The sequence below is a fragment of the Morganella sp. GD04133 genome, from assembly GCF_029835375.1.
GTDB lineage: Bacteria > Pseudomonadota > Gammaproteobacteria > Enterobacterales > Enterobacteriaceae > Morganella > Morganella morganii_B.
In genome coordinates this window covers 90236-113305 of record NZ_JAODZS010000012.1, presented here as the reverse complement: position 1 = coordinate 113305, position 23070 = coordinate 90236, and the positions used below count along the sequence as shown (strand labels likewise).

The 23070-nt window shown below is 51.9% G+C and carries 22 protein-coding genes and 1 pseudogene; 17 read left to right on the top strand and 6 right to left on the bottom strand.

The window, feature by feature from the left end; all coding sequences use genetic code 11:
* Window positions 1-6 precede the first annotated feature (6 nt).
* Window positions 7-876 carry a PHP domain-containing protein gene (locus N7387_RS07815; protein ID WP_262859475.1) on the bottom strand — a complete coding sequence of 290 codons (870 nt, stop codon included), beginning with the start codon at window positions 874-876 and terminating at the stop codon, window positions 7-9.
* 338 nt (window positions 877-1214) lie between these two features.
* On the opposite strand from N7387_RS07815, the gene N7387_RS07810 reads away from it, so the two are divergent.
* The 6 genes and pseudogenes from N7387_RS07810 to N7387_RS07785 all read left to right on the top strand — a co-directional run bounded on the left by N7387_RS07810 (window position 1215) and on the right by N7387_RS07785 (window position 8226).
* Window positions 1215-2765 (top strand): anthranilate synthase component 1, encoded by a 1551-nt coding sequence (locus tag N7387_RS07810; protein WP_279798095.1) that lies wholly within the window; start codon window positions 1215-1217, stop codon window positions 2763-2765.
* Window positions 2765-4387 (top strand): annotated as a pseudogene (trpD, locus tag N7387_RS07805) (bifunctional anthranilate synthase glutamate amidotransferase component TrpG/anthranilate phosphoribosyltransferase TrpD). The gene N7387_RS07810 and the pseudogene trpD overlap by 1 nt, the downstream one beginning before the upstream one ends.
* 3 nt (window positions 4388-4390) lie before the next feature.
* Entirely contained in the window at window positions 4391-5758 is a 1368-nt protein-coding gene (gene trpCF, locus N7387_RS07800) for a bifunctional indole-3-glycerol-phosphate synthase TrpC/phosphoribosylanthranilate isomerase TrpF (RefSeq protein WP_279798094.1), read from the top strand.
* A gap of 32 nt (window positions 5759-5790) precedes the next feature.
* The gene (gene trpB / locus N7387_RS07795) at window positions 5791-6981 is read left to right on the top strand and encodes a tryptophan synthase subunit beta (RefSeq protein WP_045138752.1); all 1191 of its coding nucleotides are present in this window, start codon (window positions 5791-5793) and stop codon (window positions 6979-6981) included.
* On the top strand, window positions 6981-7787 hold the full coding sequence (gene trpA / locus N7387_RS07790; protein WP_279798090.1) for a tryptophan synthase subunit alpha: 807 nt from the start codon (window positions 6981-6983) through the stop codon (window positions 7785-7787). Before trpB ends, trpA begins: the two co-directional genes overlap by 1 nt.
* Window positions 7788-7911: 124 nt before the next feature.
* A complete protein-coding gene (locus tag N7387_RS07785) occupies window positions 7912-8226 on the top strand; it encodes a BON domain-containing protein (protein ID WP_025153113.1) in 315 nt (104 codons plus the stop codon).
* Between the two features lie 80 nt (window positions 8227-8306).
* On the opposite strand, the gene ompW is transcribed toward N7387_RS07785, so the two are convergent.
* Window positions 8307-8948, bottom strand: coding sequence for an outer membrane protein OmpW (ompW, locus tag N7387_RS07780; RefSeq protein ID WP_025153112.1), 642 nt, complete (start codon window positions 8946-8948; stop codon window positions 8307-8309).
* Window positions 8949-9372: 424 nt separating this feature from the next.
* On the opposite strand from ompW, the gene N7387_RS07775 reads away from it, so the two are divergent.
* The 3 genes from N7387_RS07775 to N7387_RS07765 are packed head-to-tail and all read left to right on the top strand — an operon-like array spanning window position 9373 to window position 11613.
* Window positions 9373-10149 carry a YciC family protein gene (locus tag N7387_RS07775; protein WP_279798088.1) on the top strand — a complete coding sequence of 259 codons (777 nt, stop codon included), beginning with the start codon at window positions 9373-9375 and terminating at the stop codon, window positions 10147-10149.
* A gap of 6 nt (window positions 10150-10155) precedes the next feature.
* The gene (locus tag N7387_RS07770) at window positions 10156-11031 is read left to right on the top strand and encodes an aminoglycoside 6-adenylyltransferase (RefSeq protein ID WP_279798087.1); all 876 of its coding nucleotides are present in this window, start codon (window positions 10156-10158) and stop codon (window positions 11029-11031) included.
* 9 nt (window positions 11032-11040) lie between these two features.
* Window positions 11041-11613 (top strand): YcxB family protein, encoded by a 573-nt coding sequence (locus N7387_RS07765; RefSeq protein WP_262882514.1) that lies wholly within the window; start codon window positions 11041-11043, stop codon window positions 11611-11613.
* 191 nt (window positions 11614-11804) lie between these two features.
* On the opposite strand, the gene N7387_RS07760 is transcribed toward N7387_RS07765, so the two are convergent.
* A complete protein-coding gene (locus N7387_RS07760) occupies window positions 11805-12221 on the bottom strand; it encodes a NirD/YgiW/YdeI family stress tolerance protein (RefSeq protein ID WP_262859476.1) in 417 nt (138 codons plus the stop codon).
* 181 nt (window positions 12222-12402) lie between these two features.
* Between N7387_RS07760 and qseB the strand changes: the two genes are divergently transcribed.
* Window positions 12403-13074 (top strand): quorum sensing response regulator transcription factor QseB, encoded by a 672-nt coding sequence (gene qseB / locus N7387_RS07755; protein WP_279798086.1) that lies wholly within the window; start codon window positions 12403-12405, stop codon window positions 13072-13074.
* Window positions 13061-14407, top strand: coding sequence for a quorum sensing histidine kinase QseC (qseC, locus tag N7387_RS07750; RefSeq protein WP_279798105.1), 1347 nt, complete (start codon window positions 13061-13063; stop codon window positions 14405-14407). The genes qseB and qseC overlap by 14 nt, the downstream gene beginning before the upstream one ends.
* Here qseC and N7387_RS07745 read toward each other — a convergent pair.
* Window positions 14397-16154, bottom strand: coding sequence for a SulP family inorganic anion transporter (locus N7387_RS07745; protein ID WP_262859409.1), 1758 nt, complete (start codon window positions 16152-16154; stop codon window positions 14397-14399). The two genes, qseC and N7387_RS07745, sit on opposite strands and share 11 nt — an antisense overlap.
* Window positions 16155-16371: 217 nt before the next feature.
* Here N7387_RS07745 and N7387_RS07740 point away from each other — a divergent pair, with 217 nt between their 5' ends.
* The 4 genes from N7387_RS07740 to N7387_RS07725 all read left to right on the top strand — a co-directional run bounded on the left by N7387_RS07740 (window position 16372) and on the right by N7387_RS07725 (window position 19845).
* Entirely contained in the window at window positions 16372-16911 is a 540-nt protein-coding gene (locus N7387_RS07740) for a septation protein A (RefSeq protein ID WP_262859410.1), read from the top strand.
* Window positions 16912-16980: 69 nt separating this feature from the next.
* Window positions 16981-17421 carry an acyl-CoA thioester hydrolase YciA gene (gene yciA, locus N7387_RS07735; RefSeq protein ID WP_262859411.1) on the top strand — a complete coding sequence of 147 codons (441 nt, stop codon included), beginning with the start codon at window positions 16981-16983 and terminating at the stop codon, window positions 17419-17421.
* 136 nt (window positions 17422-17557) lie between these two features.
* Entirely contained in the window at window positions 17558-18931 is a 1374-nt protein-coding gene (gene dbpA, locus N7387_RS07730; protein WP_279798084.1) for an ATP-dependent RNA helicase DbpA, read from the top strand.
* A gap of 131 nt (window positions 18932-19062) precedes the next feature.
* Complete coding sequence (locus N7387_RS07725; RefSeq protein WP_279798082.1) at window positions 19063-19845, top strand: hypothetical protein; 783 nt, start codon at window positions 19063-19065, stop codon at window positions 19843-19845.
* 55 nt (window positions 19846-19900) lie between these two features.
* Here the strand turns inward: N7387_RS07725 and N7387_RS07720 are convergent, their stop codons facing one another.
* On the bottom strand, window positions 19901-20635 hold the full coding sequence (locus N7387_RS07720; RefSeq protein WP_279798080.1) for a TonB family protein: 735 nt from the start codon (window positions 20633-20635) through the stop codon (window positions 19901-19903).
* Between the two features lie 120 nt (window positions 20636-20755).
* Window positions 20756-20935, bottom strand: a complete 180-nt coding sequence (locus N7387_RS07715; RefSeq protein ID WP_279798078.1) for a YciY family protein — start codon at window positions 20933-20935, stop codon at window positions 20756-20758.
* A gap of 255 nt (window positions 20936-21190) precedes the next feature.
* Between N7387_RS07715 and cls the strand changes: the two genes are divergently transcribed.
* On the top strand, window positions 21191-22651 hold the full coding sequence (gene cls / locus N7387_RS07710) for a cardiolipin synthase (protein WP_279798076.1): 1461 nt from the start codon (window positions 21191-21193) through the stop codon (window positions 22649-22651).
* Between the two features lie 69 nt (window positions 22652-22720).
* Window positions 22721-23053, top strand: a complete 333-nt coding sequence (locus N7387_RS07705) for an HI1450 family dsDNA-mimic protein (protein WP_279798073.1) — start codon at window positions 22721-22723, stop codon at window positions 23051-23053.
* Window positions 23054-23070: the final 17 nt, after the last annotated feature.

Below are 23070 nucleotides of genomic sequence, written 5' to 3'. Positions count from 1 at the left end.
CCTCTGTTAATCCTTCAATGACCAATCCTGCCAGATTGGTATCACATCACCCGGTAACCACAATTTACGGCCCAGTTCTATCCACGAACACGGCTGATGAAAATCGGATCCCTGGGAAGCTTTTAATTCGTAAGTTATTGCATACTGTGCCAGTGTCCGGCGCTCATCCGGCGCCTGCTGACACTGCGCCACTTCCATGCCATCCCCGCCTGCCTGTTTAAAAAAATCACACAGGCGTTTAAGCCACTTGGCGGATAAACCATAGCGGCCGGGATGTGCCAGTACCGCCTGTCCGCCTGCGGCATGAACCGCTTTCACCGCGTCAGGAATATCACACCACTGCGGCGGCACATAGCCGGTTTTGTTGCGGGCAAGATAGCGTTTGAACACCTTCGGAATCGTCGGTTCCACGCCACGGGCAATCAACACCCGGGCGAAATGTCCGCGGGTGACTTCTCCGCCCTGCGCCATTTCATTCGCCTCTTCCCAGGTGCCTTCAATCCCGGCCTTTGCCAGCCGTTCACTGATAAGCATGCCGCGTGCCCGGCGTCGCGCTGACTGCTGCGCCAGTAATTCTGTCATTGCCGGATGGGTAATATCAATATTCAGCCCGACAATATGGATCTCATGATGTTCCCAAAGTGTTGATATTTCAACACCATTAATCACTTTTAGCGGCAAATTATTTGCCTGCTGATAATGATGCGCCGCCGGAAGTGCATCCGTGGTGTCGTGATCGGTAATTGCCAGCACGGTCACGCCCATCTCAACGGCTCTGTCCAGTAACTGCTCCGGTGTCAGCATGCCGTCTGACGCAGTGGTATGGCTGTGTAAATCATAGCACGACAGGTCGAGACCTGTAGTTTCCGGCTCCATCGCGTCTCCCTTCTGTTCTGACAACGCTTTGTCTGAGGTGTCCTCATGATATTTCATCACCCGCCTTTTTGCGGGCAGCACAGTATTCCATAAAAAGCCTTGACACACCAACCGCGATCTAGTTAACTAGTACGCAGAACGAGTTATCTGTAATCACTGTTTATACTGAGGACATCCCATGAACATGCACAAACTGAACAATCGTTGGTGGCGCAATCTTTCCCGTCGGGCGGAATGGTTGTGCGTGCATGTCAGTTAACCGGCTGTACCAAAGCACAGAACCCGCCCCCGTGGCGGGTTTTTTTATGGCAAAAAATTCACATAGCAAGGTAATAATCATGGACAGAACGATTTTCACACAACACATCCGGACAGATTATCCGGCTTATCAGCCCGACCCGGCGGCGGTATTCACCGCGCTTTGCGCACAGCGTCCTGCAACGCTGTTATTAGAATCCGCCGAAATCGCGTCCAGAGCCAATTTAAAAAGCATGCTGGTGCTGCACAGCGCACTGCGCATCCGCTGCACCGGGCACACTGTTACCGCAGAAGCCCTGACCGCAAACGGCGCAGCGCTGCTGCCGGTACTGCAGGATCGCCTGTCCGCCGGGACTATCAGCGGTAACACCCTGGCACTGCATTTTACTGCACCCGCCGCCCATGCGGATGAAGATACCCGCCTGCGCGCCACCTCGGTCTTTGATGTGCTCCGCACCCTGATGAACCTGCCGTCACAGGCAGATGACCGTCACGCGCTGTTCTGCGGCGGACTGTTCAGTTACGACCTGGTTGCGGCCTTTGAGGCACTGCCGCCGGTTGAACGCATCAACCGCTGTCCGGATTACTGTTTTTATCTGGCGGAAACCCTGCTGACGATTGACCACCAGCAGCAAACCAGCGAACTCATTACGTTGACCTTTACAACGGATACAACAGAACAAACCCGCCTGGCAGAACAGCATCAGCAGATACTGACCGCACTGGCGCAGCCGGTAACCGTATCGGGCACTGTTGCACCGGTGGGTATCAGCGTGACAACGTCACATTCAGATGCCGATTTTTGCACTATCGTTAATCAGTTAAAACAATCTATTGTTCAGGGTGATATTTTCCAGGTCGTGCCGTCACGCCGTTTTCAGTTACCGTGCCCGTCGCCGATGGCGGCTTACCGTGAACTGAAAACCCGTAACCCGAGCCCGTACCTGTTCTTTATGCAGGATGCGGATTTCACCCTGTTCGGCGCATCGCCGGAAAGTGCGCTGAAATATGACCCGGCAACCCGTCAGATTGAAATCTACCCGATTGCCGGTACCCGCCCGCGCGGCCTGTCAGCGGACGGTTCGGTGGATGCGGATAAAGACAGCCGCCTGGAACTGGATCTGCGTACGGATCAGAAAGAGCTGGCCGAACATTTTATGCTGGTTGATCTGGCCCGTAATGACCTCGCCCGTATCTGCCGTCCCGGCAGCCGCAGTGTGGCGGAACTGACCAAAGTGGATCGCTATGCGTTTGTGATGCACCTGGTATCCCGTGTCACCGGTGAATTACGTGATGATCTTGATATTTTTCATGCCTATCAGGCGTGTATGAACATGGGCACGTTGACCGGCGCACCGAAAGTCCGTGCGATGGAACTGATTGCACAGGCCGAAAAAGTCCGTCGCGGCAGCTACGGCGGTGCGGTGGGTTATTTTCGCGGCGATACCACCTTTGATACCTGCATTGTGATCCGCTCCGCCTATGTCGAAAACGGTATTGCCACTGTGCAGGCCGGCGGCGGCGTGGTACTGGATTCCGACCCGCAGGCGGAAGCCGACGAAAACCGCAACAAGGCCCGCGCGGTGATCCACGCCATCACCCGCGCCCATCATGCAGAGGAGACATTCTGATGGCTGATATTTTACTGCTCGATAATGTCGATTCCTTTACCTATAACCTGGCCGATCAGTTCCGTGCTCAGGGGCATCAGGTGGTGATTTACCGCAACCGGGTTCCGGCGGACGTTATTCTTTCCGCGTTGGAAACCATGAAAAACCCGGTGCTGGTGCTCTCTCCGGGTCCGGGAAAACCAGCAGATGCCGGATGCCAGCCGGAAGTACTGAGCCGTGTCAGAGGGCGTTACCCGGTAATCGGTATTTGCCTCGGTCATCAGGCGATTGTTGAAGCCTACGGCGGCAAAGTCAGCCACGCCGGTGCCGTGCTCCACGGTAAAGCCAGCCAGTTGCACCACGATGAGCAATCTATGTTTTCCGGTCTGCCGAACCCGATGAAAGTGGCACGCTATCACTCACTGGCAGCAGAAATCATCCCGGAAGCGCTGACCGTGTGCGCCACCAGCGACAACATTGTCATGGCTGTCCGCCATGAACAGGACAAAGTCTGCGGCTTACAGTTTCATCCCGAATCCGTCCTGACTCCGGACGGCGCAGCCCTGCTGGCCAATACCCTGGCGTGGGCACAGGCATAACTCAACCTGAATAACAGATAAAAAAACAGATTAAGGAACAGAGAGATGCAAACATTATTTGAAAAACTTTACCGGGGTGAAACACTGACCCTGGCGGAAAGCCGGGAATTATTTTCCGCGATAATCCGGGGAGAATTGAGTGAAACTCAGCTGGCGGCAGCGCTGATCAGCATGAAAATGCGCGGCGAACAGCCGGATGAAATTGCCGGTGCTGCCCAGGCCTGTCTGAACAACGCGCGCGCCTTCCCGCGTCCGGACTATCGTTTCAGTGATATTGTCGGCACCGGCGGCGATGCTTCCGACAGCATCAATATCTCCACAGCCAGTGCTTTTGTGGCAGCTGCCTGCGGAATAAAAGTCGCCAAACACGGCAGCCGCAGTGTTTCGAGTAAAACCGGTTCTTCCGATTTACTGAATGCCTTCGGCATCGCGCTGGATACCCCGGCGGATGTGTCCCGCAGCGCGCTGGATGATGTCGGCGTCTGTTTTCTGTTTGCCCCGCACTATCATGACGGTTTCCGTTTTGCCGCACCGGTGCGTCAGCAGCTGAAAACCCGTACCTTATTTAATGTCCTCGGGCCGCTGATCAACCCGGCCCGCCCGCCGGTTGCCCTGATCGGTGTATACAGCCCGGCGCTGATCCGCCCTGTTGCACAAACGCTGAAAGTCCTCGGCTACCAGCGTGCAGCCGTGGTGCACAGCGGCGGGATGGATGAGGTTTCCCTGCATGCGCCGACACAGGTTGCTGAGCTGCATAACGGCGAGATCCGCGAATACCGCCTGACCACAGACGATTTCGGCCTGCGGGGTTATGACATGCAGGAACTGCGCGGCGGCACCCCGGAAGAAAACCGTCAGTTACTGACGCGGTTATTACAGGGAGAAGGCACCGCCGCACAGAGTCACGCCGTGGCAGCCAATGTCGCCCTGCTGATGAAACTCAATGATAACGAAGACTTACAGGATAATGCGCAGCATGCGCTGGCAATGATCCGCAGTGGTAACGCCTTTGAGCGCGTCACCGCCCTGGCCGCGAGAGGATAAACCATGAAAGGCACCGTATTAGAACAGATTGTGAATGATAAACGTATCTCCCTGGTTGCGCGGAAGAAACAGGAGCCGCTGCTGAGTTTCGCGGATGATCTTCCGCTGAGTGACCGCAATTTTTATCAGGCTCTGCGCAGCGCAGAAACCGCGTTTATTCTGGAGTGCAAAAAAGCCTCTCCGTCGAAAGGACTTATCCGTCAGGATTTTAATCTCCGTGAAATCGCAGCGGCTTATGCGCCGTATGCCACGGCAGTCTCGGTACTGACCGACGAGAAATATTTTCAGGGACAACATGACTATCTGCGGCAGGTGCGCGCGCTGATCACGCAGCCGGTATTATGCAAAGATTTCATTATTGATGCTTATCAGGTGTATCTCGCCCGCCACTATGGCGCAGACGCGATTCTGCTGATGCTCTCTGTCCTGAATGATGCGGATTATCACTCACTGGCGACCCTGGCTCATTCCCTCAATATGGGGGTGCTGACGGAAGTCAGTACGGAAGAGGAACTGCACCGCGCCATTACCCTTGATGCACAGGTTATCGGTATCAATAACCGCGATTTGCGCGACCTCTCCATTGACCGCCGCCGGACAGCGGATTTTGCCCCGCACATCCCTGCTGACCGCATTATTATCAGTGAATCCGGCATTACCACGCATCAGCATATCCGCGAATTGCGTCCCCATGCTGACGGGTTCCTGATCGGCAGTGCCATTATGGCGCAGCCTGATCTGGACACTGCCATCCGCCGCCTGATTTACGGCGAACACAAAGTCTGCGGACTGACCCGTGCGGACGATGCCCGCGCCGCCTATGACGCCGGTGCCACCTTCGGCGGCCTGATTTTTGTCAGCAAATCGCCGCGTTATGTGGATGAAGCACAGGCAGCGGAGGTGATGTGCGGAGCACCGCTGGCGTATGTCGGCGTATTCCGTAACCACGACCCGGCAGATATCGCCGCGATTGCCCGCCGCCTGAAACTGCATGCTGTTCAGTTACACGGTGATGAAAACGAGCACGATATCGCGCTGCTGCGCCTGCATCTCCCGGCAAAATGTGAGATCTGGAAAGCGCTGGATATGTCGCACGGTGCGGATATCACCGTTCCGGACGGCGTGGTGCGCCTGGTGCTGGATAACGGCAAAGGCGGCACCGGGCAGACGTTCGACTGGCAGACCCTGCCTCCTTCACTGCCGGTGCCCTTTACCCTCGCGGGCGGGCTGAATGCGGAAAATTGTGTCTCCGCCGCCGCTTCCGGTGCTGCCGGGCTGGATTTTAACTCCGGCGCGGAGTCCGCCCCCGGTATTAAAGATGCAGAAAAACTCCGTCAAATATTTAATCAATTACATCAGCAAGTTGCCTGACTAACGACTGAAAAGAAAAAGGATCAGAAACAATGAGTAAATTAAATCCCTACTTTGGTGAATTCGGCGGGCAGTTTGTACCGCAGATTTTAATCCCGGCACTCGACCAGCTCGAAGATGCCTTTATTGCCGCTCAGGAAGACCCGGAGTTTCAGCGCGAATTTACCGACCTGCTGCAAAACTATGCCGGTCGCCCGACAGCCCTGACGCTGTGCAAAAACCTGACGGCAGGCAGCAAAACCAAACTGTACCTGAAGCGCGAGGATTTACTGCACGGCGGTGCCCACAAAACCAACCAGGTACTCGGCCAGGCACTGCTGGCAAAACGGATGGGAAAAACGGAAATTATCGCCGAAACCGGTGCCGGTCAGCACGGTGTCGCGGCAGCGCTCGCCAGTGCGCTGCTCGGGCTGAAATGCCGTGTTTATATGGGGGCAAAAGATGTGGAACGTCAGTCCCCGAATGTGTTCCGTATGCGACTGATGGGCGCGGAAGTCATCCCGGTGCACAGCGGTTCCGCCACCCTGAAAGATGCCTGTAATGAGGCGCTGCGCGACTGGAGCGGGAACTATGACCGCGCCCACTATTTATTAGGCACCGCGGCAGGCCCGCATCCGTACCCGACCATTGTCCGCGAATTCCAGCGCATGATTGGTGATGAGGCGCGTGCCCAGATCCTCACCCGTGAAGGCCGTTTACCGGATGCGGTGATCGCCTGTATCGGCGGCGGCTCAAATGCTATCGGCGCATTTGCCGGGTTTATTCCGGATGAATCTGTCGCGCTGATCGGCGTCGAACCGGCCGGGCACGGTATTGAAACCGGCGAGCACGGCGCACCGCTCAAACATGGCCGTATTGGTATCTACTTCGGTATGAAATCACCGATGATGCAGACAGAAGATGGTCAGATCGAGGAATCTTACTCCATCTCCGCCGGTCTGGACTTTCCGTCTGTCGGACCGCAGCACGCATATCTGAATGCCATCGGCCGGGCCGATTATGTTTCCGCCACCGATGATGAGGCCCTTGAGGCATTTAAAACGCTGAGCCGTCAGGAAGGGATTATCCCGGCACTGGAATCCTCCCATGCCCTGGCACACGCACTGAAAATGATCCGCGAAAATCCGGAGAAAGAACAACTTCTTATCGTTAATATTTCCGGTCGCGGAGACAAAGACATTTTCACTGTTTATGACATTTTTAAAGCAAGAGGTGATTTCTGATGAGCCGGTATGAACAACTTTTCCAGCGTTTGCAGTCCCGCAATCAGGGTGCATTTATCCCGTTTGTCACTCTGGGTGACCCGTCCGCTGAGGTTTCCCTGCAAATTATTGATGCTCTGGTGGCGGGTGGTGCCGATGCCCTGGAGATCGGCATTCCGTTTTCTGACCCGCTGGCAGACGGTCCGGTGATTCAGGATGCCAACCTCCGCGCCTTTGCTGCCGGTATGACCCCGGCGCGCTGCTTTGAGCTGATTACACAAATCCGTGCGAAGTATCCGGAGCTGCCGGTGGGACTGCTGATGTATGCCAATCTGGTCTTCCATAACGGTATCAGTCAGTTTTATGAAACCGCGGTAAACGCCGGTGTGGATTCGGTTCTGATCGCCGATGTGCCGCTGCATGAATCTCAGCCGTTCCGGGATGCCGCGCTGGCCAATAATATCGCGCCGGTCTTTATCTGCCCGCCGGATGCAGATGACAAATTACTGGAGACACTGGCTGCCGCCGGGAAAGGCTATACTTATCTGCTTTCCCGTGCCGGTGTGACGGGAACAGAAAAACGGGCTGAAAAATCGCTGGCTGATCTGACCGCCAAACTGACCGCACTGAATGCCGCCCCGCCGGTTCAGGGATTCGGAATTTCCGAACCGGAACAGGTGCAGGAATCACTGAAAAATGGCGCGGCGGGGGCAATTTCCGGATCTGCCGTGGTAAAAATCATCGCCGCAAATCTGGATAATGTACCGGTTATGTGTCAGAAACTGCGGGAATTTACGCAGAAAATGAAAAACGCAACGCAATTATAATGTTTCACTCCGCCCGCTGTTAACAGCGGGTTATTTTTTGTTGAGAAACATTCAGTTTTCATCAATACTGAAAGGGTCAGGCACACATTATTCTGTGAACCGTGCCGGTAATAAGGAGAACATAATGAAGTATATGAAATTGGTCACCTCATTTTTTGTTGTCATGTTTATGGCTTTCACGCTGTCCGCCTGTGCCCCGACTGCCACCAGTGAAGGTACCGGGGGTTATTTTGATGATTCTGTCATCACCACAAAAGTAAAAACAGCGTTACTGGGTGAGAAAGGCATTAAATCCACCCAAATCAGCGTGGAAACGTTCAAAGGCAAAGTTCAGCTGAGCGGATTTGTCTCTTCAGAAACAGAAGCAAACCTGGCGGTGAATACCGCACGTAAAGTTCCCGGCGTGAAGGTTGTTATTAACTCAATGAAGTTGCGGTGACCCTGACTATCAGATTACCGGATACAAAAACGGCGCAATGATGATTGCGCCGTTTTTTATGGTACTGATAACACGAATTATCAGAATTTGTAGCCCGCACCAAACATAAAGACAAACGGGTCAAGACGGGTTTTATAAGAGTAACTGTCATTACCTGCTTTGAAGTCCACATCTGTTTCGATGTTCATCCACCAGACTGACGCATTCAGCAGCCAGTGGTCATCTAACTGATAATCCAGACCAGCCTGTGCCGCAAAGCCCCAGGAATCACCTAAACTCAGATCACGTAAGCCTGCGCCACTGCCGGTACCGTTAAACCCTTCATCAAAGAAGAAGGTATAGTTCACACCCACACCTAAATACGGACGCAGTTTATCTTCCGGAGTACGGAAATAATACTGAGCCATTAAGGTTGGCGGCAGATCTTTAACTGATGCGATTTCACCCAGGGATGATGGCAGTGAAACTTTGTGTTCAAACGGAGTCGCAGCCAATAATTCAATACCGATATTATCGGTTGCCATATAAGTAAAGGTCAGACCCAGCTGCGTATTGTTATTTGCTTCAAAAGAGCCGGCAAAACCCAGAACATTATCAGAGCCTGTATTCGGACGCACAGTCGCGGTACCACCACGAATGATAAAATCACCGGCCTGGTGTGCCATTGAAACTGACGGTAAAACCGTTGCCAGTGCTAAACACACTGCAGAAAGCTTTTTCATTATCTATCCCATCCTAAAAAAAGAAAAAACACACAATAAGTACAGTTTGAAATATACAGACTTAAATCTAATTATGATCTAAGACAGATCACAACATTTAAATAAAAAACGCATTTTTCACAAAGATCTGAATTATTATTCCATGGTGACATTTTCATTTATTGATTTATATCAAAAACAGCGATTACCATTTTCAGAGTGCTCATTATTTATGTGTTTTATATCAATTTGTAAAATACAATACTGACTATTCAGCCGGCTACTTTGTTTTATTATTGTTAATTATTTGTGATTATTTGGCTATCTGCTTCCGGATATTCCGTCTGAATACTGTATTTCCGCCGGACGAACAGGTTACAATCCCTGCCATACTGTTTTACAATTGCATCAACGTTTTTATTTCATGCCTTACAGGAGTTGTTCCATGTCCATGCCGGTGCCGGTTCTCGCCCGCGACAGCCTGAATTTTTTCCGTAATCAGCTGTTATCTGTCCTGATCATTTCGCTGCTTACCGCTGCTGTGACCGTCGGGCTCAATGTGCTCCTGACTTACAATTCCAATGGGCTGGCGCTGATCCGCTCGCTGGAAACCACCTACGTCACTGAAGGCTCCGGCGGCTTTCAGCGCGCTGTTGCCGCGCTGACATCCGACGACCAGTGGCAAATGCTGAAAACCGGTCTCGGCACAATTTTCAGCTCCCTGCTGGGCAATGCCGTCTTTGTAACCGCCATGATTTTCCTGATTTTCAGTACTTCACAGGGACAGCCGGTATCCGCTTTACAGGCCATCACCGGCTCTGCCGGACGTGTTCCGCGCATGCTGATTCTGCTGTTAATCTGTTCACTGGTGATTGCACTCGGACTGGTCGCCATGTATCTGCCGGGATTAATTCTGGCCATGTTACTGGCACTGGCTCCGGTTATTATGTTCACCGAAAAGAACAGCGTATTTACCGCCATCAAAATCAGCGGAAATATTGCCCTGAAAAATATCAGAACACTTCTGCCGGCTATTTTAATATGGTTTGCCCTGAAACAGGCATCCGTAGTGTTTCTTAGTAAACTTCCTATCGTAAACGAACATATTCTGATGACCGTTATTCTCTTCATTAATAATATCATCAGCGGACTGGTGATTATTTATCTGTTCCGGTTCTACCAGTTATTTACACAATCACAATCTGTCAGTGACTATCAGTAAGGCTGCATGATGCGCACAGACAATGATATTTACCGGGCAATACAGGACTATGTCCGTGCAGATGATAATATCCGCGCGGCTGTGCTCAACGGGTCACGGGCAAATAGACAGGTTGCTGCCGATAAATATCAGGACTTCGATATTGTCTTTTTTGTACACAATATTGAAGCGGCAAAGTTTCCCGCCCTGCGGGAGTCATTTTTCGGCGTTCCGGTATTACAGCAATGCCCTGATGATATGCTTTTGGGTAATGAAGGTATGCCGCCCCGTGCGGCGTATACCCTGCTGATGATCTATGAGGACGGCCACCGGATAGATCTGACTCTGTTTCCGCTGACGCATTGTGCCTCAGAATATAAACATGACAGCCTGACGGTGCTTCTCGCGGATAAAGACGGCCTCTTCGCCGGTATCGCCCCGGCGGATGAAAGGAGTTATTTTATTACGCCGCCTGATGCCCGTTTATTTGCCGAAACCGCCAATGAATTCTGGTGGTGTGTGACAAATGTGGCCAAAGGTCTGGCACGGCGTGAAATCACCTTCGCCAAAGCCATGACGGAAAATGTTGTCCGCCCGGCATTTATGCAGATGCTCGACTGGAAAACCGGTTATACCAACGGATTTAACCTGACCACCGGAAAAGACGGAAAATATTTATCCCGTTATCTGACCACTCGTGAGATGCAAACCGTTCTGGGAACCTATTCTGATGCGGAACCGGAAAATAACTGGCAGGCGTTGTTTCTGATGTGCAGGCTGTTCAGGGAATATCAGACGACCATTGCTGAGCTGTCCGGGTTTGAAATCAATACCCGGGAGTGTGATGCCTCTGTCCGTTATCTCCGGATGGTTTATAACGACAGCCTCTTATCTTCTGTGTAAAGGAATACAATGATGATCACCCTGCCCGTCACGCTCACAGTTCAGGATCTGGCTGACTACCAGACTTTCAGTTTCCGGCATTTTTATCAGGAACCGGTCGGGTGGCGACGTATTCCTTATTTTCTTATCTGGCTGATATTATGCGGGATGTTATTGCTTATTTTCAGCACCTTTTCGCCGCTGCCGGGCAAGTTTGATAGTTATTCTGTTTTTTACGGACTAAGCTGCGGTTTTTTATCGCTGTTGGTGTTTATGTTCAGCCGTTCTGTCAAAAACAGACGGATTATACGTCAGTTTTCTGTTCAGCCCGGACATTACCTCCTGCGTCCGGTAACGTTTGAACTGAGTAATGACGGAATAAGCCAGGTTTCAGCCCTTCACCATTCTTTTTTTGCCTGGGGGGCTGTCATTGATTATGCCGAAAGCAACACCGGAATTTATCTTTACCACGGCAAAAATGACGGCATTATTCTTCCGCTGCGGGATATTCAGTCAGAGGCACAAAAGAACGATATTTTGCACCTGCTGTCACAGAAAATAAGACATGTGCAGATAAAGAATCAGGCCGGTGAAATGGCCTGATTCAGGCCGTTGACAAGCCCGCAGGGATTGGCGACGACCGACAGAGGTTGTAAAAATAAACCAGGAAAATCAATTTATTAATTTTCGGCTGATAACACAAAGCAGGAAAAACCACGTTTTATCCTGCTTTGTCAGCAATCTCAATCAGGCCGGTAAGATGGCCTGATTATCCGGTGTGTCTGCGGTGGTGATTACTGCACTTTACGCACGGCTTTCACATCCAGTTCGGTTTTATTCCATTCTTTGTCGATTTCCCCTTCGACCTCAATTTCATCCTGCGGTGTAACTTTCAGTCCGTTCCAGCGTTTCGGGGAAATTTCAGCACGGATAGTGCCGGTACTGTCTTTAAATTCATAATGTTTATTATCGAGCTGACGGACAATTGTGCCGCGCAGTACAACCGGTGCATCATCGGATAATTTCAGTGCATCCGCAACGGTCATTTTACGGGCATCCGGGCCGCTGAAACCGCCGTTTTGTGATGTTGTTGTGGTTGTTGCCGCCGCTGTCGCGCCGGGACCTTCAAAACCGCCGTTGGCTGCAAAAACGGAACCGGCTGATCCTGCCAGTAATGTGGCAAGTAATGCGAGTGCAGGTAATTTTTTCATCATTTATCTCCTTTATGAGGAAGCGTCTTTGCTTCATGGACACTATTAAACCATTAAGTTCTTAACAGGATCTTAAGGGGATGTCATTTTTGACTATATTTTTAATTTCAGCGAAAACAGGTGGTTATCCTGAGATATCCGGGTTAAAACTAGTATAGCGCTATTTATACGGATAAGAATTATGCGGATATTATTAATTGAAGATGACCGGCTGATTGGTGACGGGCTGAAAATCGGCCTGAGCCGGCTCGGCTTTACGCCTGACTGGTTTACCGATGGCCTGACCGGTCAGCAGGCCCTCTATTCTGCCCCTTATGATGCCGTGATCCTTGATCTCTCCCTGCCGGGCATGGACGGGCTGGAGATACTGAAACAGTGGCGTTCGGAGGGCCGTGACGAGCCGGTACTGATCCTGACCGCCCGTGATGCTCTTGAGCAGCGCGTAAGCGGCTTACAACAGGGCGCGGATGATTATCTGTGCAAACCGTTTGCACTTGCGGAAGTGGCGGCACGGTTACAGGCGCTGATCCGTCGCCGCTACGGGCAGGTTTCTGAGAAACTGGTGCTCGGCGATGTGGAGATGGACCCAGTGGCCATGACTGTCACCCGCAACGGTGTGCCGGTATCGCTGAAAAGCAAAGAACTGGCACTGCTGGCACTGTTTCTGCGCAATCCGCAGAAAGTGCTGTCCCGCGCAATGATTGAAGAGAAACTGTATAACTGGGATGAGGATGTTTCCAGTAATGCCGTTGAGGTGCATATTCACTATCTGCGCCGCAAACTGGGACGCGGGTTTATCAAAACCATTCACGGTGTCGGTTATGTCGCGGGAAAGAATGATGAGAACGTATAGTCTGCGCCTCCGGCTGGGCGGGCTGTTGCTGCTGCTAACTCTGCTGACCTGGGGGATCGCCAGTCTGTTTGCCTGGATGCAGACCACAAAATCCATCAATGAATTATTTGATACGCAACAAATGGCCTTTGCCAAACGCCTGTCGGTTCTGCCGTCCGGGCTGGAATTTCCGTCGTCCGCTATTAAGAAAACCAAAAAAATGCTCTCCGGTAACCGCGGAAAGCAGGATGATGATGCGCTGGCTTTTGCTATTTTTACCCCGCAGGGCAAGCGGGTGCTGGATGACGGCGAGAACGGCCGGAAAATTCCGTTCTCCGACAAGAAAAACGGGTTTCGTGACGGCTCGCTGACGGATGACAACGACCGCTGGCGCTTTGTGCAGCTGCCTTCCGCTGATGGCCGCTACATCATCGTAGTCGGCCAGGAATGGGAATACCGCGAGGATATGGGACTGACGATTATCACCGCTCAGGCGGTTCCGTGGCTGGTGGCGCTGCCCCTGATGCTGCTTTTGTTCCTGTGGCTGCTGACCCGCGCCCTGACGCCGCTGCGTCTGCTGGCACGTCAGTTACAGCGCCGGAACCCGGCGGAACTGACCCCGCTTGCCCCGCCGGTGCTGCCGAAAGAAGTCAGTCCGATGCTGGACGCGCTGAACGGATTATTTCTGCGGATCCGCGACCTGCGTGAGCGGGAAAGCCGTTTCACCTCTGATGCCGCCCATGAACTGCGCAGCCCGCTGGCTGCACTGAAAGTACAGTCCGAAGTGATGCAGATTGCCGGCGATGACCCGGCCACCCGGGAACACGTGACCGCGAATCTGCTCACCGGAATTGACCGTGCCACCCGTCTGGTGGATCAGCTGCTGACCCTCTCACGGCTGGAATCACAGTCTCAGCCGCTGGAAAGCACAGAGCTGCGCTGGTCAGCCATTATTAATGATGCCGTTGCACAAACCGCCCCGGATGCAGCGGCGCATCAGGTCAGCATAATACCGGACATCACCGCACCTGAACTGACTGTCCGCGGCGAACAGCTGCTGCTGACTGTCATGCTGCGCAATCTGCTGCATAATGCCATCCGCTACGGTAAAACCGGCGGCACCGTTCAGCTGACGCTGACTGCACAACAGTTAGTCATTGAGGATGACGGGCCGGGTGTCAGTGATGAAATACTGGCCCGGCTGGGAGAACGTTTTTACCGGCCGCCGGGACAGGAAAAAACCGGCAGCGGTCTGGGACTATCGATTGTCAAACGAATTGCGGAACTGCATCACATGACCATACAGTTCCGCCGCAGCCCGCAGGGCGGGTTTATTGCTGCGATCAGGTGGTGAGCGGTTTTTCCGTTCCTTCAGCCGCCTGCGCCATCGCCTCTTCTATCGCTTTGATGCGGCTTTGCTGTTTGCTCTGAATCAGCCGGATAGCGAAATAGAGATCCGGCACAATAATCAAATCATCATCATTGCGTTTGATTTTGTTTTCCGATACCCAGCGTGTCAGCTCGGTGCGCCGTCCCGCCAGGATCAGGGTGACGCCTTTGATTTTCAGCTCAGTCACCAGCTCATTGAGGGTACTGAACACGCTCATATCATTATTGATAAAGCTGACGGTCGCATCCACGGCCACCCATCCGGGGCGTTTTGGTGCCGTATTCACCACCTGCAATATCCGCTTTTTAAAATACCCCACGTTGAAATAGGTCAGCGGTGAGTTAAAGCGGTACATCAATAATCCGTCAACCTGATTAATATCCACGTTACTGTTGTTGATGGAATGGATCATCCCCTGCTCATCCACACCCAGTAACTGATCAGTCGGACGGAAAACAGTGCGCAGGAATTGTACCAGTCCCAGCAGAACCGCAAACCCGATACCGTTGATCAGCCCCACTACCAGCACCGCCACCAGGGTAAACAGCGCCAGGGTGAATGCCGATTTATTCCGTTTACGGAAAGAGAAAATCTGACGGATGCTGAACATCGACCAGGAGGAGTAAATCAGTACCACCCCGAGTGTTGCCAGCGGGATGTGTCCGAGGAAACTGGTCAGGAAAAACAGCACCAGCGCGATTAATCCCGCTGCGATCAGGGACACCATCTGTGTTTTACCGCCGGTGGCATCGTTGACAGCGGTACGGCTGGTTGCGGCACTGACCGCGAATCCCTGCGATAACCCGGAGGCAATGTTGATATACCCCTGAGCACGCAGCTCCTGATCCACATCGATGGCATAGCCGTTTTTCTCGGCAAAACTGCGCACTGTCATCATAAAGCTGACAATACTGATCACCGCAAGGTTCAGTGACGGGATCACCAGTTCACGCAGCAGGCCCGGATCAAACGCCGGCATTTTGATATGCGGCAGCCCGTTACCGAGATTACCGACCACGGAAATCCCCATTGAGGCAAAATCCAGCTGAGCGCTGACCAGGGTGGCAATCGTCATCACAATCAGCGGTCCCGGCCAGCTGCGGCGGACAGCCCGTAATAAAAACAGTGCCGCCAGACTGGCACCGGAGAGGATCAGCGTCGGCATATGCATAAGATGCAGATGCGCCGGCAGCGCCACCAGGCACTCAATCAGCTGCGACGGCAGTTCATCCAGCCCGAGCACATTTCCTATCTGCCCGACAATGATCGTGACCGCCACGCCATTGAGCAGCCCCTGTAAAATCGGCTGCGATAAAAAATCCGCAAACGCGGCGAGTTTGAAATGCCCGGCAATCAGGCACCAGACACCGGTCATCAGTGTCATGATAATCGCCAGCTGCCACAGCGTATCCGGGTCACCTTTTGCCAGCGGGATAATCGCCGCCGCAATGACCGCACAGGTCGCCGCATCCGGCCCGACAATCAGCTGACGGGAGGAGCCGAACAGCGCATAAGTCACCATCGGCAGGATACAGGCGTAGAGACCGACAATGGCATTAATGCCCATCAGCCCCGTGTAAGCGATAGCCACCGGCAATGCCACGGCAGCAACAGAAAGCCCCGCGCGGATATCAAAGCGCAAATTTTTGCGTTCATAGTGCAGAAAAACAGAAAGTCCCGGCATCCAGCGCAAAAGTCGGTTCGGCTGCATTATCGCCCCTTATAAAAATATCGTATTAAGATGTACAATTTAATTTTACTGCTGATAGTTAAACTGATTTATAACCGAACGCGGATAAAGAAGATAGTCAGACCGCGTCTTATGGTAAAATATTGCAAAATCAATTGTAATATATTTTTTTTCTTTAAAAATAAGAGACTGAATGCCACGTGCTTAAAATAAATTTAAATTTCGGACAGACTCAATTATGAAGCAACTACTAGACTTTATCCCCCTGGTTATCTTTTTTGCCATATATAAAACCGTGGATATCTATTACGCCTCCGGTGCCTTAATTGCCGCGTCTGCGGTGGCACTGGCTGTCCGCTGGTTCCTGTATAAGCATCTGGAGAAATCGGCTGTTATCACCTTCGTGATTGTCGCCATCTTCGGTACCCTGACCATCGTTTTCCATGACCCGCAGTTTATCAAATGGAAAGTGACGATTATTTATGCCCTGTTTGCTCTCGTATTGCTGGGCGGTCAGTTCATCTTCGGTAAGCCGCTGATTCAGAAAATGCTGGGCAAAGAGCTGACCCTGCCGCCGCAGGTCTGGCAGCGTCTGAATCTCGCCTGGGCTCTCTTCTTTATCGTCTGCGCGGCGGTAAACGTGTACGTCGCATTCTGGTTATCAATGGATACCTGGATGAACTTCAAAGTGTTTGGCCTGACTGCAGTAACGCTGGTATTTACCGTTGCCAGTGTGGTATATATTTACCGTCATCTGCCACGGGAAGAAGAAAAATAATAAAATCAACCGGATATCGGTTTATTTCTGCCGCTGTCCTTTTTCGTTAAACGGATGTAAGTGTTTCTCATGACTCAACAACAATGTTTACCTAACGGAGAACTGGTGCTGCGCACCTTAACCATGCCGACAGACACCAATGCCAACGGGGATATCTTCGGTGGCTGGCTGATGTCGCAGATGGATATCGGCGGTGCTATCCTGGCAAAGGAGATTGCACTGGGCCGCGTGGTGACAGTCCGCGTGGACGGCATCACCTTTCTGCGCTCTGTGGCGGTCGGTGATGTGGTCTGCTGTTATGCGCGCTGCCTGAAAACCGGAAATTCATCCATGACGGTCAAAGTCGAGGTCTGGGTGAAGAAAGTGGCTACCCATCCTATCGGTGACCGTTACCGTGCAACAGAAGCTGTCTTCAGTTATGTTGCGGTGGATGCGGATAACCGTCCCCGCCCGCTGCCTGACGGAAAACGTCATTTTCAGTTAGACAGCAGTAACAGTGATTTAAAATAAGCGTTTCATAACCGGCCACTCTTCTGAGTGGCCGTTTTGTCTGCCGGGATAACCCGCAGGTTCCCCGCGACACCGGCGCCCGGTAATAGTATCATTGCCGCAAATCTCTCTTTTTATTTAATCCGGAATTTTCATCGTGACCTCATTTGCTGAACTTAATGCACTTCCCGCAGAACAAATTACCAACCTGAATGAACTGGGTTATCTGACCATGACTCCGGTTCAGGCCGCGGCATTACCGGCTATTCTCGCGGGTAAAGATGTCCGTGCGCAGGCCAGAACCGGCAGCGGAAAAACCGCCGCATTTGGTCTCGGGCTGTTACAGCATATCGATGCCGGACACTTTATGACTCAGGCTCTGGTTCTCTGCCCGACCCGTGAACTGGCCGATCAGGTTGCCGGGGAACTGCGGCGGCTGGCGCGTTATCTGCCGAATATCAAAATCCTGACCTTATGCGGCGGTGTGCCGTTCGGTGCCCAGCGTGATTCCCTGATCCACCCGCCGCATATTATTGTGGCAACGCCGGGCCGCCTGCTTGATCACCTGAGTAAAGACACGCTGCACCTTGATGCTATCCGCACCCTGGTGCTGGACGAAGCTGACCGTATGCTGGATATGGGCTTTGCTGACGATATTACTGACATTCTCTCCCGTACCCCGGAAGAACGCCAGACCCTGCTGTTTTCCGCCACCTGGCCGGATGAGATAGCGGCCGTCAGCCGCCGTTTTCAGCGCGATCCGCAAACCATTGAAATCAACAGCACCGATGAACTGCCGGCAGTTGAACAACAGTTTTATGAAGTATCGCGCCGCGGAAAAACTGAGCTGTTACAGAAATTACTGAGCCGTGAACAACCTGCATCCTGTGTGGTGTTCTGTAATACCAAAAAAGATTGCCAGGATGTGTATGACGCCCTGGAAAGCAGCGGACAGAGTGTTCTGGTGCTGCACGGTGATATGGAACAGCGTGAGCGCGACCAGACGCTGATCCGCTTTGCCAACGGCAGCAGCCGTGTACTGGTTGCCACTGATGTGGCGTCACGCGGACTGGATATCAAAGCCCTTGAGCTGGTAATCAACTATGAACTGGCGTGGGATCCGGAGGTGCATATCCACCGCATCGGCCGTACCGCCCGTGCCGGTGAAAGCGGGCTGGCGATCAGCCTGTGCGCACCGGAAGAAGCGGTCCGTGCAAACGCACTGGAAGAAATGCTGCATATGAAACTGAACTGGCAGCCAATCCCGGCCGGGCTGCGCATCACTCCGCTGGATGCGGCAATGGCGACACTGTGCATCGAGGGCGGCAAAAAAGCCAAGATCCGCCCCGGAGACATTCTCGGTGCAATGACCGGTGATATGGGACTGAACGGCGAAGATATCGGCAAAATCGTGATCCAGCCAATGCATGCTTATGTCGCAGTACGTCAGGGTATCGCGCAGCAGGCACGCAAACTGCTTCAGCAGGGTAAAATCAAAGGCAAACCTGTCAGAGTCAGACTGCTGAAATAATTTTAAAGGACCGTATTTCCCGTCAACGGATGATATCTCTGTTTTGTATCCGGCCGGCCTTCTCAGGCCGGCTTTATTCCACCTGCATCTCTGCGTTCTGCTGAGGTATTTTTTTGTTAAAGGGTCTCTGTATGTCAGCGCTGTTTAACGCTTTAGTCTCTGATTCTGTCGTCTTATTTGTCGTTACCTTTATTTTATCGGTCGGCTCAGCCTATGCCGGAAAATATCTGTTCAAAAAACGTCACGGTAAGACGGAATTAGCGGATGATGAAACCAAAATTGTTCTCGGTGCCGTATTATCTCTGCTGGGTTTATTAATCGGCTTTTTACTGACGATTTCTATCGGCGGCTATAATAACCGCGAACAAATGGAAGAAAACGAAGCTATTGCCATCGGTAATGCATTTCAGCGGGCACAATTATTGTCCCCGGAAAATAATCTGCGGGCAAATACTTTGCTTAACACGTATATTGACGCACGTATTGATTTTTTTAACGGCGGTTCACAGGCAAAAAATGAAAAATGGCGGGATATCTCCCTTGAGGCCCAGTCCTCTCTCTGGGAAATTGCTGCATCTGAAGCCCGTGCGACCCCGAATCCGGTCATTGCCTCTGTACTGACAGCATTCAGTGATCTCTATGTTTCCGAAGAAAAAACCATGGCCAGCTGGCGCTATCAGATTCCGGGCGCTGCCTGGATATTACTGGTTCTGTTTGCCGTCAGTGCCAATGTGCTGATCGGGTATAATATCCGCGGACTGCGCGGCAGCAATATGATGATTTTAATTCTGCCGCTGCTGACAACGATGGCACTGTTTATGATTGCCGAAATTGATATTCCGGGTGAAGGGGTTATTCATGTGATACCGGATAACCTGGTGAATTTACGCGCTGATCTTTTCCCGGCAAAATAAAACAACAACAAAAAACCCGGCATTTTTATGTGCCGGGTTTTCTTATTTTATCTGATCACTGAATCGTGGTTTTACCGTCGATCCGGAAAATAATGGTTGTCGTCATGCCTTTCTTCGGCTTTTTCTCGTAACGCCACTTACGCATTGCGTTACGGACTTCACGTTCAAACATATTTTTCGGTGATGCTTCGATAATATCAATATTCTGAATACGACCATCCGTATCGACATCAAACCTGACCCTCACCTTCCCTTCTTTGCCGAGACTGCGTGCCCGTGCCGGATAAACCGGATCGGAACGGTGTAACGCTCTCGGATCACCACCGCCAACATCGCTTTGTCCGGCAGAGGCGACATTTCCCGCGGGACCTGCAGGGGCTTTTTTCACGGCCAGCTGACCATCCGGTGTACCGCTGAACAGTGGTTTATCGGATACCGGTGCTTTGGTTTCTGCCGGTTTTACAGCCGGTTTCTCAACTTTTTTCTCTTTTTTCGGTTTTGGCTTTGGTTTTTTCTCAACCGGTTTCTTTTCCACCGGTTTTTCAATAACCGGCTTCACGACCGGTTCCGGCTCGGGCTCGGGCTCCGGTTCTGCTTCGGGTTCCGGCTCAGGCTGAGGTTCAGCCACCGCAGCTGCCGGTGCAGGCGCAAATGCTGTCATCTCCACCATCAGCACCTTAGGTTCGTCCGCAACCTCCTTGTTTATGTTGTAGTAAATCGCTGCAGCCACAGAGGCATGCAGACAAAGAGAAATGAGAATTGGCCAGCTGATCCAGCGAAAAATAGGCATAATCGATACAATCTTATAAGCAGCTAATAATGACAATGGTCACTAGTTTAAATGCAAATAGCAATCAATTTCAATACGAAAGACGCAACCATTGTCACTTATCGTGCAGGTGGTCACTTCTTAGCGGTTTAATCCAGCCTGAGCAAACAGCAGCGAACGGCGCTGTCTCGCGATATCCAGCTTACGCAGGGCGAAAATCCGGATGTTCCGCCGGGACTGGCTTTCAAGCCAGCGACGACGACGGCGGGTTGCCTGCCGTAACATACGCCAACGTGCAACTTCCGGTCTGCTGTGTCTCATAACTAAACCCTTTTTTTAGACTGTGTGAAAAAATACGCTAATAATAAGGGCAATTATTATAAACTGCCTGACACAATAACCAACCGCTTTCCCGCAATATCTGCAGACATCCGCAGAAAAAAGGGGTTAAACTGACTTAAATCACAAATATAGCAGCATTACAGATGGCTTTCTGATACATTTTCCGATGGAGTATCAATCAGATCCTGTGCCTGTTTTGTCTGCAAACCTTATTCTTAGGGAAAGATAATACCTATGTCGACATTTTATACGCTGTTATATTGGCTGAGTATTCTTTTCTACTGGCTGCTGGTGGCCGGTATCTCTGTCCGCGTGATGTACAAACGCCGCCCGGTGACATCTACCATGACCTGGTTACTGATCATCTATATTCTGCCTTTTATCGGGATAATCGCTTATCTCGCTTTCGGTGAACTTCACCTCGGCCGCCGCCGGGTTGAACAGGCAAAAGGAATGTGGCCGTCCGTTTCCGGCTGGGTCGAAAATCTGCGTCAGTCAAAACACATTTTCGCCACTAAAAACAGCACCCAGGCGACCCCGCTGTTTCAGCTGATCGAACACCGCCAGGGTATTCCCGGGGTAAAAGGTAACCAGATTCAGCTGTTTACTACCTGTGAAGACTCATTGCGCCAGATTGTCAAAGATATCGATAATGCAAAATACAGCATTGATATGGTGTTTTACATCTGGAAACCGGGTGGTGATGTGGACAATGTCACCAATGCCCTGCTCGCTGCCGCAAAACGGGGGGTAAAATGCCGGATAATGGTTGACTCCGCCGGCAGCTGGCACTTTTTCCGGCATGATTATCCGAAGATGATGCGGGATGCAGGGATCGAATTTGTCGAAGCGCTGCCGGTGAATGTTCTGCGTTTCGCCCTGCGCCGGATGGATTTGCGCCAGCACCGGAAAATCGTCACTATCGATAACTATATTTCCTACACCGGCAGTATGAACATGGTGGATCCGCGCTACTTTAAACAGGACGCCGGTGTCGGTGAATGGGTCGATATTCTTGTCCGGATGGAAGGCCCTGTCACTACTCTGTTCGGTATTATCTACGCACTGGACTGGGAAATGGAACGCGGCGAACGCCGGTTACCGCCGCCGCCGGACGATATTGAAATGCCGTTTGAAAAAGACAGCGGTCATACCGTCAATATTGTGGCTTCGGGGCCGGGTTTCCCTGAAGAGCTGATCCAGCAATCCCTGATGACGGCTATTTTTGCCGCGCAGGAGCGTCTGACCTTCACCACGCCGTATTTTGTCCCGAGTGATGACCTGATGCATGCCATCTGTACCGCCGCCATGCGCGGTGTGCGTGTTGCAATTGTGATGCCGCGCCTCAATGACTCATTCCTCGTCCGCTGGGCAAGCCGCGCGTTTTATACCGAACTGCTGGAAGCCGGTGTGGAAATTTATCTGTTTGAGGATGGTCTGCTGCATACGAAAAGTGTCCTCGTGGATGACCAGCTCAGTATGGTCGGCTCTGTAAACCTGGATATGCGCAGCCTGTGGCTCAACTTTGAAATCACCGCCGTTATTGATGATGAAAGTTTTGCCGGTGATCTGAATATTGTCCAGAATGACTATATTTCACGCGCAACCCGCCTCGATTACACCGAATGGGAGAAACGTCCGCTGACCAACCGGGTTCTGGAGCGGTTATGTTATTTCTTCAGTCCTCTGCTGTGATAAACTGACCCTCTTTATTATCCCCGCCGGTATAACACGGCGGGGGATCACCGGAATGTAACCTGACCCATGAGTACCTCTCTGCCCCGCCGCCTCAGCGAGCAAGAAACAATTGAAATGGCCTATGACCTGTTTCTGGAACAGGCAATGGATAACCTTGACCCCGCAGACGTCCTGCTGTTTAACCTTCAGTTTGAAGAGATCGGTGGTGCTGAAATTGTACCAGCCGGTAATGACTGGTCAGCGTTTGCACCTTTTCTGGCACAAAACCCGGCATGTGCCGAAGTGGTTATCGGCCTGGCTCCGGATGAAAATGCGGATATCGACCAGATTTTTGCCCGGGTACTGATTTCCCGGAATTTTACCGGTACACCGGAATATGCCGTCCGCTGGCGGGAATAATTTACCCGCCGGTCACA